The sequence below is a fragment of the Natronorubrum tibetense GA33 genome, from assembly GCF_000383975.1.
Lineage (GTDB): Archaea > Halobacteriota > Halobacteria > Halobacteriales > Natrialbaceae > Natronorubrum > Natronorubrum tibetense.
On record NZ_KB913017.1, the window covers coordinates 3602053 to 3618688 of the forward strand.

The window sequence follows — 16636 nt, forward strand, 5'->3', positions numbered from 1 at the left end:
TCGCCGAATCATCGAGCGAGCGACACGCGCCGAAGGCAGTGGCTTACTATGTGCTGGCTCGGGCTACCAGCAGTCGAATGAGACCCGCGGAAGAGCGGTTCACGAGGCACCTGGTCGAGGGCGAATCGGTGCAACAGCTCGCTTCCGGGACGCTGCTCGAGGATGCCGTTCGGGGCACCGCAGCGGTCGGTGCGACCGACCGACGGATACTGTGCGTTTCGAAGACGGGTGAGTTCGTCGACGTCAGCTACGACTACATCTGTTCGATCGAAAGCCAACGGCGAACCAGAACGGAGTATCGGTCCAGTGATGAGAACGACCGGCTGCTCCCCCTTCTGGGCGGACTCCTCGGTGTGGGCGTACTCGCCGTCATCGTCGCCGCCAACGTCCCTCTCGATGCGTTCGGCGCTTCTTTTACGGTCGGTCTCGCGGCCGCGACGGTCGTCGTCGCGAGCGCCGTCGAATACGTCCGCGTACAATCCTCCATCAGCCGAGCGTACGCGCCGGTGTTCGTCGGTGCCGGCGTACTCACACTCCTCGCGCTCGTCGGTGTCGCACTCTTCGCACCGAGCGTGTACGTTCCGCTGTATCTGCTCGTGACGCTCGGCGGGGGCGGGCTGGTGGCCTACGCCGCCCGTCACCGGGAGCACCTCAGCGGTCCTGGGCTCGAGCGCCATCCCGAGACCCACCTCAGCATCAACACGATCGACGGCGAGACGATACGGATCGCAATCGACGCGGAGACCGATTTCGACCGCGAGCTCAGCGCGTGCGTCCACCGGTACGAGGATTCGATCGTCGATCGAGCCGTCGCTGGAACGGTAATAGAGTGAGTCCAATTTGGGATTCGGCACCGTCGAGAGCCCGGAATGCGCCGCCAGAACGGGTGGCGGTAGCTATGGCTTACAGCGCTGACGTGTGTTCGCCCTCGAGATAGTCGGCGATTACGGACCGACCGAGAGGGGGCGAGCGATGCTCGGCTGCCGGTAACGTCCTCGGCGGTCAGTCGCTGTCGCTCTCCACAGTGGGTTCGGAGTCGCTCGAGGCCATCTCGCCGGAGCTCGGAACGTCGACTTCGTCCTCGTCGCGCAGGAACAACGACCGCTGGGTGCCGAACGCGAGCGCCATCGAGGCGACGGCGATCAGGGTGATGACGGAGAACGGACCACCGGTGATGATCGCGGCTGCCTGCAGCGCTTCGACGCCGCCGGTAACGATCAGCAGGGAGGCGAGGGCACCGATGAGAAAGCCCCAGATGACGCGGTTGACCGTCGACGGTCGCTGTGCGCCGCCCGTCGTGAGCATTCCGAGCGCGAGCGTCGACGAGTCCGCGGACGTGATGAGAAACAGCAACACGAGCAGGAGGAACAGCGCGGTCAACAGCCACCCGAGCGGCAGGGCCTCGAAGAGCGGATAGCCGGCACCGGCTTCGTCGAACGTCGCGATCGCCGAGATGACGTCGGCCTGGCCGTCGTTCTGCAGGTAGATCGCCGTCCCACCCATCGTCGCGAACCACGGGATCGTGATGCCCGTCGACGCGAGGACGCCGGTGACGGCGACCTGCCGGACGGTTCGGCCCCGCGAGATTCGGGCGATAAACAGCCCGACGAACGGCGTCCACGAGAACCACCAGGCCCAGTAGAAGATCGTCCAATCGCCGACCCAGCCAGAGACGCCGCCGTTCCCCGTCTGGGCGGTGCCGGTGTAGAAACTCATCTGGATGAACTGGCTGATGTAGGTGCCGAGCGCTTCGGTGCCGATCGCCGTGATGTAGTTCGTCGGCCCGAGCAGGAACGTCACGACCGTCAGCAGTCCGAACAGTGAGAGATTGACGTACGAAATCCGGCGAATACCCTTCTGCACCCCGAGTGCGACGGATGCCGTGAACGCGACGGTCATCCCGGTGATGATGAGAACCGTCCCCAGATCACCGACGGAAACGCCTGTGGTCCACTCGATGCCGACCAGGAACTGACTGCCGACCAGTCCGAGGGTCGTGGCGACCCCGCCGATCGTCGCAAACACCGCCAGAATGTCGACGGCTTTCGCGAGCGGCCCGTCGAGGTTGTCGATCCCGATCCACGGCGCGAGCACCGTCGAGATCCGCATCGGTGCGTCGTACTTGTACGCGCAGTAGGCGATCGGCAGGGCGACGACGACGTACGCCGTCCACGCCGAGACGCCCCAGTGGAAGAACGTATACTGGATCGCCCCGACGGCAGCCTCGGAGGACTGCGGATCCGCACCGATAAACGGCGAGACGTCGTCGTAGTGCGAAACCGCTTCCGCCGGCCCCCAGAAGACGATGCCGGCGGCGATCCCGGCCGAGTACAACATGGCGAAGTACGAGAGGAAGGCGAACTCCGGCTCTTCGTCCTCCTCACCGAGTTTGATGTTTCCCCAGGGGCCGAAGATGAGGAAGATGACGAACGCGACGAGAAAGAACATCACGATCAGATACCACCAGCCGAACCCGGTCCAGATGACCTGGTTCGCGCTGTCCATGTACCCCGTCGCCGCGTCCGGCGCGACGACGAACGCGATCACCGCAGCCACTGCGATCGTAAACCCGACGCCGAACACGACGGTGTCGAGTTCCTCGAAGAAGCCATCCGCTGGACGTTGTCGATCTGAGTCAGTCATTGGGTAGCGGGAGTGTGACGTCGCTGTGCGTGTTGGACGGGTCGATTAGCGAGCGTCTCGAGTAATCGAAGACCGAGTACCGATAAGTGCGCTGGGCTTGCACCGACGAGCCGATATCAGTGTCGTGAATTGATTTCGGGGGTTCAGACCACGGAGGCAGTGTAGACGAGTTCCATCGGTCAGGACGGCCAGCACGATGGGGGCCGAACGAGACTCTGGTCGGTCCGCACGCTATCTGCCGATATCGAACGCATTAGGGAGAGCAGTCGCGTTTCGGAACGCTACTCGAATTTGCGCCGGCGCTCAGTCGCTGATAAACTTGTTGTCCCGCCAGTTGACGCCGCTCTGGCCCGAGGCGTTCTCCCCGGGGCCTTCGACGACTTCGATGTCGGCCGGGCGGGGTTCGCCCTCGACGATTCGGGTCGCCTCGAGGTCGCCGTCGCGCTCCGAGATCGCGGTCAGCGTCCCCTTCTCTGCGGCCTCGGCGATCCCGCAGAGGACGAGGAACATCTGGTACTGCAACAGCGAGTTCTGGAGAACCGTCTCGCGGTCGCCCTTGAACGCCGCGAACTCGACGAGTTCGGACTCGATCTCCTCTTCTTCCTCCTCGTCCCAGCTAAAGGACTTCTGTCGTCGTTCGTCCGGATCTTCCTCGTAAACCCGGTTTTCGGTGACGCTGGCTTTTAACTGGGCTGTCGGGGTGTACTTGCTGACGGACTCGTCCTCGGCGACGGCCTTGAGAATGAGCGTGTTGTTTCGCCGCGTTATCTCCACGTCGGTGACGCCGTCCGGATACGTGGCCTCGTCGATGTGTTCGCGAAGCTCTTCGAGGGGCAGTTCGAGGGTCGAGTGCAGCCGATATACGTGTCTGGATTCCTCTGTTGACATAGTGGGATGGTCTGCGGCGATAGTCGCTGGTGGCTAGTACGGGTGCGTGACTTATATGACCTGCTATTGAATACGTGGTCGATTCGGCCGGATGAATTTAATCGGCAGTTCCCCGCTTGGATTACGCCGTCTCGAGCGTCTCGGCCAGTTCGCCGCGTTCGTCGAGTTCCTCGAGCACGTCCGAGCCGCCGACGAACTCGCCGTCGACGAACGTCTGGGGGATCGTCTCCCAGCCGCTGTGACGGTTGAGGGCGGTGCGGTACTCGTCGAGCGAGTCGAGGACGTCGACGACTTCGACCTCGTCGCGGTGCTGGGAGATGAGTCCGAGCGCCTTGCGGGAGTAGCCACACTGGGGCATCAGCTCGGTCCCCTTCATGAAGAGGACAACCTCGTTGTCGGCGATGAGTTCGTCGACCTGTTCGTCGACTTCGTCCTGATCGAGACCTTGATTCGGTGGGAAGTCCATACTCGACATATGTCGGCGAAGGGGGATAGACCTTGCGTCATCACCGCTGGACGACCGGTGGCACGGACGAAACGACCCCGACTCATACGGTTTGCTGTACCGATGTACCGGTAGGACTGCAGGACGGACCGCAGCCCCATCGGAACTGACTCACAGCAGATATAGTAACAACTGAAACGATTTACACACTGATTGTACAGCTGTCGTGCGATCAGGTGTGCAGTGACGTTCAGTGGCTACTATAGTATCAGGCTGGATCAAGGCGGACGATCCGGTCGTCGTCCTCGAGCGGAAACTCGTCGCCCGCTCGACCGTCTCGATTGGACGTGAGCAGGTAGAGCGAACCGTCAGGACCGGGTTCGATGTGTCGAAGTCGACCGAACTCGCCCTCGAAGAGCGTGTGAGCCGTGGCTTCGAATCTATCGTCGAGCCAGTCGTCGTCGTAGTGGGTTCCGGTATCGTCGGTGACGGACGCGCCGTCGCCCTCCGCCACTCCCGGCGTCAGCGCTACGGCATACAGCGCGTTCGACGCGAGTCCGGCGACGAAGACGTGGTTCGTCCACGCCTCGATCGTCTCGTCGTCGTAGAACGCGAGTCCGGACGGTGCCCACGTCGTCTGGGGGCCGGTGTTGATCACCGGCGGCGTCGCCTCGTCGTATTCGTCGTACCCGTCGTACTCCGGATCGTCGGGACCGCCGCGGACGAGATCCCAGCCGTAATTACCGCCGGGTCGGAGGAGCGACACCTCGTCTCGAGCGGCCGGGCCGTGTTCGGCGAGTACCGGCCTCCCCTGCGGGGTGAAGTCGATTCCCTGCGGGTTTCGGTGGCCGAGCGTATACGTCCGCGGGTCGCCATCGGTGCCCCAGTCGACGGGCTCGGAAACGGGGTCGCCATCGGGCGTCACTCGGAGCACTGCGCCGGCGCGGGAGCCGGGGTCCTGCGTGAGGGCGGGGTCCTCGGCGTCGCCCGTCAAAACCCAGAGATCGCCGTCGGGACCGAACGCGATCCGGCCACCGTTGTGGGTCGTCGCGCCCGGAATACCGTCGAGGACGGTCTCGAGTTCGTCGGTCTCCAGATCGTAGCGAACGACCCGGTTTTCGGTCCCGTCGTCGTCGATAGTGTAGTAGACGAACAGCTCGGCGGCGTCCGGATAGTTGGGATGGACGGCGATTCCGAGCGTGCCACCCTCGCCGGGGGACGCCCGATCCGGGAGGTCCTCGCCCTCGAGGATCGTCTCGCCGTCGTCGGGACCGAGCGGGATTTCGTCGGTTTCGGCGAGTTCGTCCGCGTCGAACCGTCGCACGCCGCCGTCGCGCTCGGTGAGGAAGGCGTCGTCGTCCGCGAACGTGAGGTCCCACGGGATCTCGAGGTCGGCGACGACCGTCGTCGCGTCGACGTCGTCCTCGGTGGGCCTGGCGTCCGCCGGACGCCAGTCTGGTTCGGACCAGTCGTCGTCCGGTGTCGCTTCGGGCGTGGCGAGTTCCAGACCGTCGGAGTCGACACCCGTGAGACAGCCGGCCAGCGGGACGAGCGAGGTACCAGTTACCGCGAGCACGCGTCGCCGTGTCGGGGGCGTCATACTCGACACGAGGGAGCCGAGACGTGTGAACCCTGTGGTAAATCGCCTCGGGGTCAAGTGGTTCGAGAGACGGCTTCTCTCGTCATCAAGCGAGACCTTCGGTCTCGCGGACATCGCGGAGCTTCGCTCCGCTCAGTCACGGAAGATCGAAGATCTTCCGAACGACCCCGAGGCTTTCGCGTGGACTCCCGTTCTATGCCTCAGTAGAGGCAGGGGGTACGTACTCCCCGCTCACGTTCAGCGTCCCGCGATTCAAGCGCACATCTACGGGTGCGCCTCCATCGCCTGCGTTTTGCCTGCGACGGAGATACTGCAAACCGATATTCTTGGAAGCGTTGTAGTCGGCGTGGTTCTCATACCCGCACTGCTGACACTCGAACGATTCGACCGACCGATTGGCGTCGTGGGTAAACCCACACGTCGAGCAACGCTTTGACGTGTTGCGCGGGTCAACCTGTACGGCCTCGATGCCATGTTCTTCGGCCTTGTATTCGACGTACTCGTAGAGGCGTCGGAACGCCCAGACGTGTTGCCACGTAGCCTCGGGAATATTCTCCCGAATGTGGGTCAAGTCCTCGAACACGATATGCGAACAGTCGTTCTCGACGGCCTCCTCGATGATCTCGTTCGCCACCGTGTGCAGGTATATTTCGAAGCGCCCGTACTCTTTCTGTCCGACTAACTCGATATTCTCGTGGGCGTGGCGAGAACCACACTGTTGAAGCGAACCACGACGCTTCTCGTACTCTCGCCGCCAGTGGTTGAACTCATCTGCCGACCAGAATAGCCCTGTCGAAGCAACGGCAAGATTGTTCACGCCTAAATCCACCCCAAGGACTGTTCTGTGCTTGGACTCGGATTCAGACGATTCCTCGTCCGCTTCGACTTTCCGCATCGAAGCGTGGAGATACCAGTCACCATCACGGTACTGTAAGTGGGCCATCCGAAACTCGAAATCCTCGTCGGAGACGTACTTTGTCGGCGGTATCTCCGAGTCGTCGGGGAGGATGTAGTCACACTCGACGCGCCCATCTACGGTCGAAAGAGAAACGTGGTCCCGGTGGAAGGTCGCACTCCGCTTGTCGTAGACCGCGCTATCGGCAGAAAAGTGCGGCTGCGATGTGTTCTCACCACGTTTGAGCCGTTCGACTCCGCTTTTGATGGCTTCAACCGCCCTGCGAATCCCTTTCTGGACGAGATTCGCGGTCAGGTCGGTTTCGTCGCGGAGTTGGTCGTAGAGGGCACGTTCGGCTTTGGCTTTTGAGGTGACGTGGTATCCGTCGTCGTCGTGCCAGCACCACTCGCTTGCGGTGTTGGCGCAGTGTTTGAATTGCTCGACAGTCTCTCGAAGGGAGTCGTCTGCTCCTTCAGGAGTATCGAGCTTGATGACGGCGGTACGACGGTATTCCACTGTATTTTCACATATACAGCCTATGTTACTTATACGTTGGGGGGTCGGTCAGCCATTGTAACGTGGTTTGTCTCATCAAGTGTCGGCTTCCTCCCCGACCTCAAGGCTCGGGGCATCCGCCTCGTACCGCCTGTGAACTCGAGTCGATCCAAACCGATACCGAGGAGTGCGAAAAGGGGTCAGTCCGCGGCCGTCGCGGGCGAGTCGCCCTCGGCGCGCGCCGAACGCCAGTAGCCCTGGACGTACGCGCCGACGAACATCCCGGCGATCCCGTAGAGGATGAAAACGTTCCCGACGCCGAGGCTGGCGTAGGCCGCACCGGGACAAATTCCCGAGAGTCCCCAGCCGACGCCGAAGATACCGCCGCCGATGACGACGTTTTTGTCGAGCGTCTTGAGTCGACGGCCGTAGATCGCCCCCGTCAACGGTGCTTCGCTACGGAACTGCGTCACGCCGAAGAAGGTGATTCCGGTCACGACGGCCGCGCCGAACATGACGAACAGCAGCCCGAAGTCTTCGAACTGCAGGAAGTTCAGGACGACCTCTGGCTGGGCCATGTGACTGAACCCGAGTCCGAAGCCGAAGATCAGTCCGCCGACGAACACCAGCGGCAGGAACAGCGGGTGTTGCTCGTGTTCGGCTGCCATCTACGGACTCACCCCTGTTGCTGCCACCAACTGAGCGACTCCGATCGCTACCAGCAGGAACGTTGCGACGCCGACGAACGACGCGCCCGAGGCCGAGCCGACGCCACAGACACCGTGACCGGAAGTACAGCCCTTGCCGAGTCGTGTTCCGATACCGATGAGGATGCCGCCGAGGAACAGCCGCCAGGGCTGGACCTCCGTTAGCCAGATCGTCACGCCACCCACTTCCCGGAGTTCGCCGGTGGCCGCACCCGGCTGGAGTCCGCTCGAGAGGAGCCCGGACTGGAAGGTCAGCGCGTAGACCGCCGCGCCGGCGACGATCCCCAGCGTGAAGACGACGCGCCAATCTCGCGACGCGTGATACCGGTCGAACCGGGCGAGACTCGAGCCGTAGGAGAGCGTCGACTCGAGGAACGTACTCGCGCCGGCGGGAATGCCGGTGCCGAGGTAGATCACGGCGACCCCGAGACCGACGAGCAGGCCGCCGATCACGTAGTGGCTGATCCCGTTGGGGAACAGCTCCGCGAACATGGCGACGATAAGCGTTGCAGTCATCGTTCTTCGGAAGGGAGTGCTGGGGTATCAAAGCTACCGACGCGGGGAAAATTGTGCACATCTCGGAGCGTTCCGTGGGAAGCTCGAAGCGGTCGGCGGCTGGTTTCGTTCGAAGCGACCGACGAGTTAGCGTCGTTCGAAACGGCCGGCGTCCGGGATTAGCTCCCCTTCCCCCCGACCGGTAGTTTGGCGACCGAGAGCCAGAAATCCGTGTACACTTCGATGGTGTCCATGAACTCCCCCGGCTCGACCGCCTTATGGAGACAGGCGTTGGCGTGTCTCTCGTAGGATCGGGCGACGTCGCCGTCGTCTTTCGAGCCGGTCAGGACGGTGACGGGAATGTGCTTGAGATCGGGATCGCCTTTCACCTTCGTCAGCACTGTCTCGCCGCTCGTCCGCGGAATGTTCCAGTCGAGTAACACCAGATCCGGTCTCGGCGCGGCCGCGTGATTGCCGCGCCGATAGAGGAAGTCCATCGCCTCGTCGCCGTCGGAGACGACGTGCAGCCGTTTTGGGTTCGGACAGTCACGAAGCGCTTCCTCGACGAGCCGTGCATCTCCCGGGTTGTCCTCGATCAACAACAGCTCTGCTGGCCGCGTCGGATGCGAGGACGAGTCGCTCATACCCCGGCCATTCGATCCGACGACGGATGAAGGCACTGCCTGAACGCAGTGACTGTCTCCGATGCCGCACCGATCGTCGCCGCAACTGTTCACCGAGTACGGAGCGTCGGATCGGAAAAATCGCACGCCCGTGCCGAGACGGTCGGTCCTTCGAGACGGGGCGTACGCAAGCAGTGGTGTAGTCCAAGGATTTTAGGTGTGCCACCTATGTCCGTGTGACCTGTGGGTGACGGTAGTAGAGATGGATCAGCGGGATGCGTTTCGAGTGCTCGCAAGTGCAGACCGGCAGTTCGTGCTCCACGAATTGGTCGACCGGGACAAATCGATATCCGTCGACGCGCTCTCGCAGGCGGTTGCCGCGCGACGACACCGCGTTCCGACCGAGGCGGTGAGCGACGCACAGGCCGACCGAGCACAGGTCCGACTGGTCCACCTCCATTTCCCCCAGTTGATGGAACGGAACATCATCACCGTCGACTGGACCGACGACGAAGTCTCACTGGCCGATACCGGGCACGTCGACGTGTTGCTCGAGGCCGCCGAGGAACTCGAGCCGTGGCCGCCGAACGATATGCCGGGGAAGTTCTCCTGGTAGCCCCGATATCGGTCGTCGATTCGGACAGATCTGCGAGAACGGAGAGAGCTCAGTCTGCGGCCGGTGACGGCGTCAGTACGTCGACCTTCTCCGCGGCGTAGCCGAAGACGTTTCGATAGCCGTTCGGTGACATGAGCACCGGATAGAACGGCTCCTGTGCGACCTGCGTATCGCCGTCGGCGGCCGCGAAGGGGTCGCCGGGCTCGACTTCGGCGAAGTTCTCGACGAAGACCTCGTAGGTGTCGGCTCGCTCCTTCCGAATGACATCGGTGAGCCGATAGACCGGCAGATCCCGGGCGACCGTATCGCCGGGTAACGCGCCGACGGCCGTCAGGAACGCTCGCGTCAAACGATCGGCGTTTTGGGCGGCCGTCTCGGTGCCCTGCAGTCCGCACTCGACTTCGATCGTGTCGACCTCGGAGAAGAGCCGTCCCTCCGCGAAGTTACTCGTCTCGACCATCGTAGCCACTGGGAGCTGTGGAACCAGTTCCGTCGCCGTCTCGCTGAGCTCGTTGACGATCGCGAACGGCTCGGCGTGGCTCTGCGTGGAGTGCATCGAGAACGACAGACAGCCCTCGAGCTCCTCGATGAGTTCGTGTGCGAGTCGGCCTTCGTGAGTCTTTGCGTGTGAATCGCCCGGGAATGCGCGGTTGAGATCCTCGTCGACGAACCGTACCTGTCGCTCGAGCGCCGCCTCGTTGACGACGACGAGCTTGACGGGCCGTTCGACGGTCGGACGTTCGTCGAGCAGCCGTTTGACGGCGCGGACGCCACAAGGTTCGTCCCCGTGGACGCCCGCGACGACGGCGATCTCCGGCGTTCCCGACCCGAGCTGTGCAACTCTCATTGTCCAGTAATTGGTCTCGGTGGCAAAAGGCGATTCGGTCTCTCACGCACGCGAGAATTCAGCGAGGCGGACACGTCGCCGTTTGTCACGGTACGGTGTGGCATCGACGCGGCTGATCCGCTCACGAGTACCGTCGACCTGTCACTCCTCGAGCCCGTCGAGGTACTCGAAGTCGACCTCCCGAGCGGTCGGTCGCTCGCCGTCGATGGGAATTCGCCACTCGTCGATCCGGCTCGGTTCCTCGAGCGCGTTCGTCAGCGTCGTTCGGACCTCGAGGAGGTCCACGCCGTAGTAGTCTCGTGGAACGCCCTGGAGGTACTGGAGTGCGGTTCGAAAGAGCGACCGCATCCCGTCGTCGTCCGTGAAATCGGCGCGTTTGTACGTGCCGGCGGCGACCTGGACCATCCCGTGGAGGAACGCACTCTCCTCGGTGCCGCGGCCGTAGTTGTACCACTCGAGTTCGAAGCAGTCGTGGCTCTCGTGGTAGGCTCCGGCGTTGAACAGCCGGACGCCGTGGACGGTCGCCCGACGGAGCGTCGCGTGTTCCCAGCGGCCGTCGGCAGCGCGCCAGCCCGTCGGTGCGGTCCCTCCGGTCGGTGGGGGAACCGACGGGTCACTGGTGTGGTCGTCCATACACACCGTTGGCCGAGGCCGCGGGTAATTCCATCGCCACGAACCCTCAGCGACGTGTCGAACGCATATAATGTCGCCAGTGGAATAGCCAAGCGTTTATTTCGGTTTAATTCCTTCGCAGCGCTAGATGAGATACCCTATCGGGAGTTGTCGGGACTGCGGGGAGCGTCTGTACGAGCACATCGAGGGCGATTACCAGTGTCTGAACTGTAACCGACGGTACGAATCGACCGAGTTCGAAATGCGAGCAGCCTAACCCCCCGACGCTGCCGAACCGGAGGATCGAACGAGCGATCAGCGATGGGAACGCGGTGGACAGCCGTCGAGGGCATCTTTTTGGCGTACCGGGAGACCGTATCGTCGACGATTTCGAGACGAACTGCACGAACGAGTCGGTACAGTGCCGAGCGCGCTCGCGGACGTGGTTGTTTCGCTCGAGGCGGCGAGTCCTCGAGTGACTCGGTCGATCGAGCCTCCAGTTACCACCGAGCGAATAAACGGATGTCAGTTACGGACAGCGTGCCGACTGTAGTTTTGCTACCGAATACGTTCGCGTGCGAAACCAATATTAGTTATATTCTGGGCAAACAGGAACCTAAGGTGGTTATATGTGTGGTCGCGTGCGAATAGCATCGTATGAACACCGCTGGCGACCGCAGTGGACCCCGGGTGAGTCGCCGTTCGGTACTCGCGACGACCGGGTCACTCGCCGGTCTCGGTATCGCGGGCTGTCTCAGCGACACCTCTTCAGTACGAGTGCTGTCGGCCGGGAGCCTCGCTCACACCTTCGAGGACCACGTCGGGCCAGCGTTCAGGGAGGAAACCGGAACCGAGGTTCACGGCGAGTACTACGGTGCGAACGCGGTGATGCGGATGGTCGAAGACCGGACCAAACATCCCGACGTCGTCGTCAGCGCCGATGCGACGCTGCTTCGGGACCGGTTATACGGGGAATTCACCGACTGGGACGTCGAATTCGCGACCAACAGTCTCGGGCTCGGATACAACGAGGACACCGAATTCGGAGAGCAACTCGAGGACGGCGAGCCGTGGTACGAACTGGCTCGAGAAACCGACGACGGTGACCTCGCCATCGGTGACCCGAACCTCGATCCGCTGGGGTATCGCGCCGTGCAGGCGTTTTCGCTCGCAGCCGAGGAATACGGACTCGAGGGGTTTCGCGAGGCGATGCTCGAGAGGGTCTACGAGGAGCCAGAAGAGCCCCAGATCATGGCTGGGGTCGAAAGCGGTAGCCGCGCTGGTGCAATCATCTACCGAAATATGGCGGTCGATCACGACATGCCGTTCCTCGAGTTTCCGGCCGAGTACAACTTCGCGGAGCCGGAACTCGCCGACCGTTACGCAACGGTCGAGTTCACGACCGACGAGGAAGGGTACACCGCCGAGGGCCGCCCGATACTCTACAACGCGACGGTCACCGACGACGCCGACGACCCCGACGCGGGCCACGAGGTCGTCCAGTTTCTGGTCAATAACCCGGGCCTGCTCGAGGAGGCGGGGCTGACGGTCGGATCGAGCGTCCCCACCCCGAACGGTGCGGTTCCGGAGGCGGTCGACGTATGAGTCGCTCCGAAACGGCTCGTCTCCGGCGAATTCGAACGCCGGAGCTACTCGTTCCGGCGGCGCTCGGCGGACTCATCCTCGTCTACTTCGCGCTCCCGTTCGCCACCTTCCTCTCTCGAACGGGGACGGCGGACGTCGTCGCCGGCCTGTCCACCCCCGAGGCGCAGGTCGCGATTCGCAACTCGCTGCTCACCGCACCGGTTTCGACCGCGATCGCAACAGTTCTCGGCGTGCCGCTCGCGTACGTCCTCGCCCGGACGTCGTTCCCCGGAAAGCGTCTCGTCGAGGCGCTGGTGATCCTCCCGCTCATCGTCCCGCCCGTCGTCGGCGGCGCGATGATCATCACTGCCGTCGGGCGATTTACGCCGATTGGCTCCGCCGCGACCGCCGCGGGCGTCCCGCTCACCGACAGCTTGGTGGGGGTCATCCTCGCCCAGACGTTCGTCGCCGCGCCGTTCGTCATCATCACGGCTCGAGCCGGGTTCGGCGCCGTTGACGAACGCCTCGAGCAGGCCTCCCGGTCGCTCGGCTACGGCCCGCTCGAGACCTTCTGGAACGTTTCGCTTCCGCTGGCTCGCGGCGCGATCCTCGCCGGGATCAGCCTGACGTTCGCTCGAGCGATCGGCGAGTTCGGCGCGACGATGATGGTCGCCTACAACCCGCGGACGATGCCGACGCGCATCTGGGTCGACTTCATCACCGGCGGGATCGACGCGATTGCCCCGCTCGCGCTCGCCCTGTTCGCGATCACGCTCGTCGTTCTCGCGGCCGTCCAGCGGTTCGGACGAGTTCCGACGGTGATCGATCGATGATGCTCGAACTCGATTCGCTCACGCACCGATACGGGACCGAATCCGCCGTCGACGACGCCTCGTTCGGCGTCGGTGAGGGGGAACTCGTCGCGCTACTCGGCCCAAGCGGGTGTGGCAAGACGACGATCGTACAGGCGGTCGCCGGTCACGTCCGTCCGACCGCGGGCCGGGTAAAACTCCGCGGCGCAGATGTTACCGACTCTCCGCCCGAATCCCGGGGGATAAGCGTCGTCTTTCAGCAGTCGACGCTCTACCCCCACATGACCGTTGCCGAGAACGTCGCCTACGGCCTCAAAGCGCGCGGCGTCGAATCGAACCGACGGGCCGATGTCGTCAGCGAGTATCTCGAACTGGTCGACCTTCGAGAGCAGCGCGACGCCTATCCGTCGGAACTGAGCGGCGGCCAGCGTCGCCGCGTCGAACTGGCTCGAGCGGTTGCTCCGGAGCCGGACGTACTCCTGCTCGACGAACCGCTCTCGGCTCTCGACCGATCCCTGCGCGAACGCCTCCGGGACGAAATCGCCCGCATTCAACGCGAAACCGGCGTCACGACGCTGTTCGTCACGCACGACCAGGAGGAGGCGATGGCCCTCGCTGACCGACTCGTCGTGATGGACGACGGCAGCGTCGCCGGCACCGGGGAGCCGCGGCCGCTCTACGAGTCCCCTCCGACGCCGTTCGTGGCGTCCTTCCTCGGTCGGTCGAACGAGCTCTCGGCGACCGTCACCCGCCAGGCGCCACTGACGCTCACAGTCGGCGGCCAGGAGGTCGTGCTGTCCGACTCGCGAGCCGACGTTTCGACCGGTTCCGCCGTCTCGTGTCACGTGCGGCCGGAAAATCTCACGCTGGGCAGTGTCAGCACGCTTAGTTCGGACGCCCCGGCGGTGTCGGTGCCGGGAACGGTGACCCGCGTCGCCGATATGGGTCGGCGCTACGACGTGACCGTCCGACTCGAAAGCGAGGAAGCGGTTATTGTCGAGCGGACCGAGATGCCGCCAGCGACGGGCGAGTCGGTTTCGGTGGGACTGCTCGAGGCGGACCTGACGATATTCGGTGCCGGCCGGAGCGACCGTCTCGGTGTCGACGTCTCGAGCACCTGAATCCACAATCGGCAACGGGGTTATCGATCGAGAGAACTCTCTGAAAGTGTGAAACTGACGGCTCTCGGAGTCCTACGATCCGACCAGGAGATCATCGTCATCGTCGTCCTCGCCGTCTTCGGTCTCCTCGATCGCCTCCTCGACCTCGTCCTGTGTTGCCTCCTCGAGTTCGTCCCTCATTCTAGTGCTAGATACGAGTACGAGGATATTATCACCGGTGAGCGTTTTCACAATCAGATAATATCATACACGACAGCTCTCGCACAACAGATCGTCCCCTCGACTCGGCGTTGTAACGTTTTGATGAAAAAGTGCCCCGTCAGGGATTTGAACCACGCGAAACGCTCGCTTCGCTCTCGTTTCTCTAATTCAAATCCCTTCCGTCCGCTTTTTGCTCACTACGTTCGCAAAAATGCTCCGTCAGGGATTTGAACCCTGGTCATCGGCTCGAAAGGCCGAAATGATTGGCCGGACTACACCAACGGAGCGTTCACTTCGTTCACGCGCCGAGCCTCGACGGACTTCGTCCGTCTCGCCAACGGAGCGTGTTTCGCTCTGCAATCAGTCATTGCCGAGGCCTAGTAAAAAGCGTTCCGTTCCGAGTCGACGGTGGCACACGCTGACGCACCTGAACGTCACGCACAATACACACTCCCGCGTTCACCGCTTCCGCCGCCATCTCAACGTTTTTGAAGCCCCGTGACAACCTATCCCGCATGAAATACGTCCGATTCCGTGACCCGGCCGGTGCCGTCCGACGCGGCGAGTTCGAGAGCGGTCACGTTCACTTCGCGAACGAGAGCTACGACCTCGAGGACGACGCCATTGACATCCTGCCGCCGAGTGACCCATCGAAGATCGTCTGTATCGGTCGCAACTACGCCGACCACGCCGACGAGATGGGGTCTGATCTGCCGGATCGCCCCCTGCTCTTTTTGAAACCACCGAACGCGGTCGCCGGTCACGGCGACACCATCACCGCACCCGCCGGAAAAGAACGGATCGACTACGAGGCAGAACTCGGCGTCGTCATCGGCGAACAGTGTCGCCACGTCCCCGAAGCCGACGCGATGGACGTCATCGAGGGCTTTACCTGCGTTAATGATATCTCGAACCGCGACGACCAGGAGAAAGAACAGAACTGGATCCGCGGAAAGGCGTTCGACGGTGCCGCGCCGATCGGCCCGCTGCTCGCGACGCCCGACGAGGTACCCGACGACGCGAGCGTCCAGTCCCGCGTCAACGGCGACCTGAAACAGGACGGGTCGCGCGAGCAACTCATCTTCCCCATTCCGAAGCTCATCGCCGAGATCACGACGTACATGACCCTCGAGCCGGGCGACGTGATCGCTACCGGCACGCCGGAAGGCGTCGGTCCGCTCTCCGACGGTGACGAGGTCGAAATCGAGGTCGAAGGCGTCGGAACGCTGTCGCACTCGATCCGCCGCCCCTGAGCGGCCCGTTTCCGACACGACGGTCAGTCGGCCTCTGCACCGACTCGAACCGAACCGTTTTCGCCCCGCTCGAGTGAAGACAGTCGTATGACCGTTCGATTCGGTGCGGTGACCGTCGACTGGATCGGTCTCGCGACGATTCGCCTCGAGGGCCAGACGGGGGCCGTCATCTACACGGATCCCGGGCCGGAGGCGTACGGCGTCCTCGACGGCCTCGAGCCGCGGGACGGCGATCTGATTCTCGTCAGTCACGACCACCACTACGATCCCGACTCGATCCGGCGGGTGGCTCACGAGGACGCTATCGTCGTCGTCCACGAATCGATCGACGCCCGCGAGATCGATCGGGAGGTCGAACAGCCCGAGAGTCTGCCCTACGAGGTCGAACGCGTTCGCGCCGACGAGTCGTTCGTTCTGGGACCGCTCGATCTGTTCACTACGCCGGCGTACAACGATCCGGCGGGCCCGCACGTCGACGAGGCGGGAACGCCGTACCACCCCGAAGGGCGAGGCTGTGGCTTCGCGGTCACTGTCGACGGCGTCTCGGCGTTCTGGCCCGGCGACACCGACGTACTCCCGTTCCACGAGGAGTTAGACGTCGATCTCTTCTGCCCGCCAATCGGCGGCACGTTCACCATGGATCGCCACGAAGCCGCCGATCTGGCGGACCGAATCCGGCCGGATCTCGTCCTGCCGGTCCACTACGACACCTTCGAAGCGATCGAAATCGACGCGGACGCGTTCGTCGTCGACGTCGCGAACCGGGGCGTCCCGGTGGTTCTCGACGAACAGAACTAAC

17 protein-coding genes and 1 tRNA gene are annotated in these 16636 nt (G+C 63.2%); 7 read left to right on the forward strand and 11 right to left on the reverse strand.

The window, feature by feature from the left end; translation table 11 throughout:
* Positions 1-77: 77 nt before the first annotated feature.
* A complete protein-coding gene (locus NATTI_RS0118505) occupies positions 78-833 on the forward strand; it encodes a hypothetical protein (protein ID WP_006088381.1) in 756 nt (251 codons plus the stop codon).
* A gap of 169 nt (positions 834-1002) precedes the next feature.
* On the opposite strand, the gene NATTI_RS0118510 is transcribed toward NATTI_RS0118505, so the two are convergent.
* From NATTI_RS0118510 to NATTI_RS0118545, 8 genes are all read right to left on the reverse strand, one after another.
* Positions 1003-2643, reverse strand: a complete 1641-nt coding sequence (locus tag NATTI_RS0118510; RefSeq protein WP_006088380.1) for a BCCT family transporter — start codon at positions 2641-2643, stop codon at positions 1003-1005.
* 303 nt (positions 2644-2946) lie between these two features.
* Positions 2947-3531, reverse strand: coding sequence for a DUF7110 family protein (locus tag NATTI_RS0118515; protein ID WP_006088379.1), 585 nt, complete (start codon positions 3529-3531; stop codon positions 2947-2949).
* A 121-nt stretch (positions 3532-3652) separates the two neighbouring features.
* A complete protein-coding gene (locus NATTI_RS0118520) occupies positions 3653-3997 on the reverse strand; it encodes a glutaredoxin family protein (protein WP_019992032.1) in 345 nt (114 codons plus the stop codon).
* A 247-nt stretch (positions 3998-4244) separates the two neighbouring features.
* Positions 4245-5576 (reverse strand): PQQ-dependent sugar dehydrogenase, encoded by a 1332-nt coding sequence (locus tag NATTI_RS0118525; RefSeq protein ID WP_019992033.1) that lies wholly within the window; start codon positions 5574-5576, stop codon positions 4245-4247.
* A gap of 193 nt (positions 5577-5769) precedes the next feature.
* Positions 5770-6987, reverse strand: coding sequence for an RNA-guided endonuclease InsQ/TnpB family protein (locus tag NATTI_RS0118530; RefSeq protein WP_006088376.1), 1218 nt, complete (start codon positions 6985-6987; stop codon positions 5770-5772).
* Between the two features lie 179 nt (positions 6988-7166).
* A complete protein-coding gene (locus NATTI_RS0118535; RefSeq protein ID WP_006088375.1) occupies positions 7167-7634 on the reverse strand; it encodes a DUF6691 family protein in 468 nt (155 codons plus the stop codon).
* Entirely contained in the window at positions 7635-8189 is a 555-nt protein-coding gene (locus tag NATTI_RS0118540; RefSeq protein ID WP_006088374.1) for a YeeE/YedE family protein, read from the reverse strand.
* 158 nt (positions 8190-8347) lie between these two features.
* Entirely contained in the window at positions 8348-8812 is a 465-nt protein-coding gene (locus NATTI_RS0118545; RefSeq protein WP_006088373.1) for a response regulator, read from the reverse strand.
* Positions 8813-9053: 241 nt separating this feature from the next.
* Here NATTI_RS0118545 and NATTI_RS0118550 point away from each other — a divergent pair, with 241 nt between their 5' ends.
* Positions 9054-9407: a DUF7344 domain-containing protein gene (locus NATTI_RS0118550; protein WP_006088372.1), complete on the forward strand. Its 354-nt coding sequence runs from the start codon at positions 9054-9056 to the stop codon at positions 9405-9407.
* 49 nt (positions 9408-9456) lie between these two features.
* Here NATTI_RS0118550 and NATTI_RS0118555 read toward each other — a convergent pair whose 3' ends face one another.
* Both NATTI_RS0118555 and NATTI_RS0118560 read right to left on the reverse strand, forming a co-directional pair.
* On the reverse strand, positions 9457-10254 hold the full coding sequence (locus NATTI_RS0118555) for a M14 family metallopeptidase (protein ID WP_006088371.1): 798 nt from the start codon (positions 10252-10254) through the stop codon (positions 9457-9459).
* A gap of 141 nt (positions 10255-10395) precedes the next feature.
* On the reverse strand, positions 10396-10887 hold the full coding sequence (locus NATTI_RS0118560; protein ID WP_006088370.1) for a DUF309 domain-containing protein: 492 nt from the start codon (positions 10885-10887) through the stop codon (positions 10396-10398).
* Positions 10888-11523: 636 nt separating this feature from the next.
* On the opposite strand from NATTI_RS0118560, the gene NATTI_RS0118565 reads away from it, so the two are divergent.
* The 3 genes from NATTI_RS0118565 to NATTI_RS0118575 are packed head-to-tail and all read left to right on the forward strand — an operon-like array spanning position 11524 to position 14383.
* Positions 11524-12471 (forward strand): extracellular solute-binding protein, encoded by a 948-nt coding sequence (locus NATTI_RS0118565; RefSeq protein ID WP_006088368.1) that lies wholly within the window; start codon positions 11524-11526, stop codon positions 12469-12471.
* A complete protein-coding gene (locus NATTI_RS0118570) occupies positions 12468-13283 on the forward strand; it encodes an ABC transporter permease (protein ID WP_006088367.1) in 816 nt (271 codons plus the stop codon). Before NATTI_RS0118565 ends, NATTI_RS0118570 begins: the two co-directional genes overlap by 4 nt.
* Entirely contained in the window at positions 13280-14383 is a 1104-nt protein-coding gene (locus tag NATTI_RS0118575) for an ABC transporter ATP-binding protein (RefSeq protein WP_006088366.1), read from the forward strand. The genes NATTI_RS0118570 and NATTI_RS0118575 overlap by 4 nt, the downstream gene beginning before the upstream one ends.
* A 413-nt stretch (positions 14384-14796) precedes the next feature.
* Here NATTI_RS0118575 and NATTI_RS0118585 read toward each other — a convergent pair.
* A tRNA-Glu gene (locus tag NATTI_RS0118585) sits at positions 14797-14871 on the reverse strand.
* 228 nt (positions 14872-15099) lie between these two features.
* Here NATTI_RS0118585 and NATTI_RS0118590 point away from each other — a divergent pair.
* A complete protein-coding gene (locus NATTI_RS0118590; RefSeq protein WP_006088365.1) occupies positions 15100-15837 on the forward strand; it encodes a fumarylacetoacetate hydrolase family protein in 738 nt (245 codons plus the stop codon).
* An 87-nt stretch (positions 15838-15924) separates the two neighbouring features.
* Positions 15925-16635, forward strand: a complete 711-nt coding sequence (locus NATTI_RS0118595) for an MBL fold metallo-hydrolase (RefSeq protein ID WP_006088364.1) — start codon at positions 15925-15927, stop codon at positions 16633-16635.
* The last annotated feature ends 1 nt before the right edge of the window (position 16636 follow it).

Coding starts and splice junctions, on each gene's coding strand:
- NATTI_RS0118505 (WP_006088381.1), top strand. CDS start 78: ATGAGACCCGCGGAAGAGCGGTTCACGAGGCACCTGGTCGAGGGCGAA.
- NATTI_RS0118510 (WP_006088380.1), bottom strand. CDS start 2,643: ATGACTGACTCAGATCGACAACGTCCAGCGGATGGCTTCTTCGAGGAA.
- NATTI_RS0118515 (WP_006088379.1), bottom strand. CDS start 3,531: ATGTCAACAGAGGAATCCAGACACGTATATCGGCTGCACTCGACCCTC.
- NATTI_RS0118520 (WP_019992032.1), bottom strand. CDS start 3,997: ATGGACTTCCCACCGAATCAAGGTCTCGATCAGGACGAAGTCGACGAA.
- NATTI_RS0118525 (WP_019992033.1), bottom strand. CDS start 5,576: ATGACGCCCCCGACACGGCGACGCGTGCTCGCGGTAACTGGTACCTCG.
- NATTI_RS0118535 (WP_006088375.1), bottom strand. CDS start 7,634: ATGGCAGCCGAACACGAGCAACACCCGCTGTTCCTGCCGCTGGTGTTC.
- NATTI_RS0118540 (WP_006088374.1), bottom strand. CDS start 8,189: ATGACTGCAACGCTTATCGTCGCCATGTTCGCGGAGCTGTTCCCCAAC.
- NATTI_RS0118545 (WP_006088373.1), bottom strand. CDS start 8,812: ATGAGCGACTCGTCCTCGCATCCGACGCGGCCAGCAGAGCTGTTGTTG.
- NATTI_RS0118550 (WP_006088372.1), top strand. CDS start 9,054: ATGGATCAGCGGGATGCGTTTCGAGTGCTCGCAAGTGCAGACCGGCAG.
- NATTI_RS0118555 (WP_006088371.1), bottom strand. CDS start 10,254: ATGAGAGTTGCACAGCTCGGGTCGGGAACGCCGGAGATCGCCGTCGTC.
- NATTI_RS0118560 (WP_006088370.1), bottom strand. CDS start 10,887: ATGGACGACCACACCAGTGACCCGTCGGTTCCCCCACCGACCGGAGGG.
- NATTI_RS0118565 (WP_006088368.1), top strand. CDS start 11,524: ATGAACACCGCTGGCGACCGCAGTGGACCCCGGGTGAGTCGCCGTTCG.
- NATTI_RS0118570 (WP_006088367.1), top strand. CDS start 12,468: ATGAGTCGCTCCGAAACGGCTCGTCTCCGGCGAATTCGAACGCCGGAG.
- NATTI_RS0118575 (WP_006088366.1), top strand. CDS start 13,280: ATGATGCTCGAACTCGATTCGCTCACGCACCGATACGGGACCGAATCC.
- NATTI_RS0118590 (WP_006088365.1), top strand. CDS start 15,100: ATGAAATACGTCCGATTCCGTGACCCGGCCGGTGCCGTCCGACGCGGC.
- NATTI_RS0118595 (WP_006088364.1), top strand. CDS start 15,925: ATGACCGTTCGATTCGGTGCGGTGACCGTCGACTGGATCGGTCTCGCG.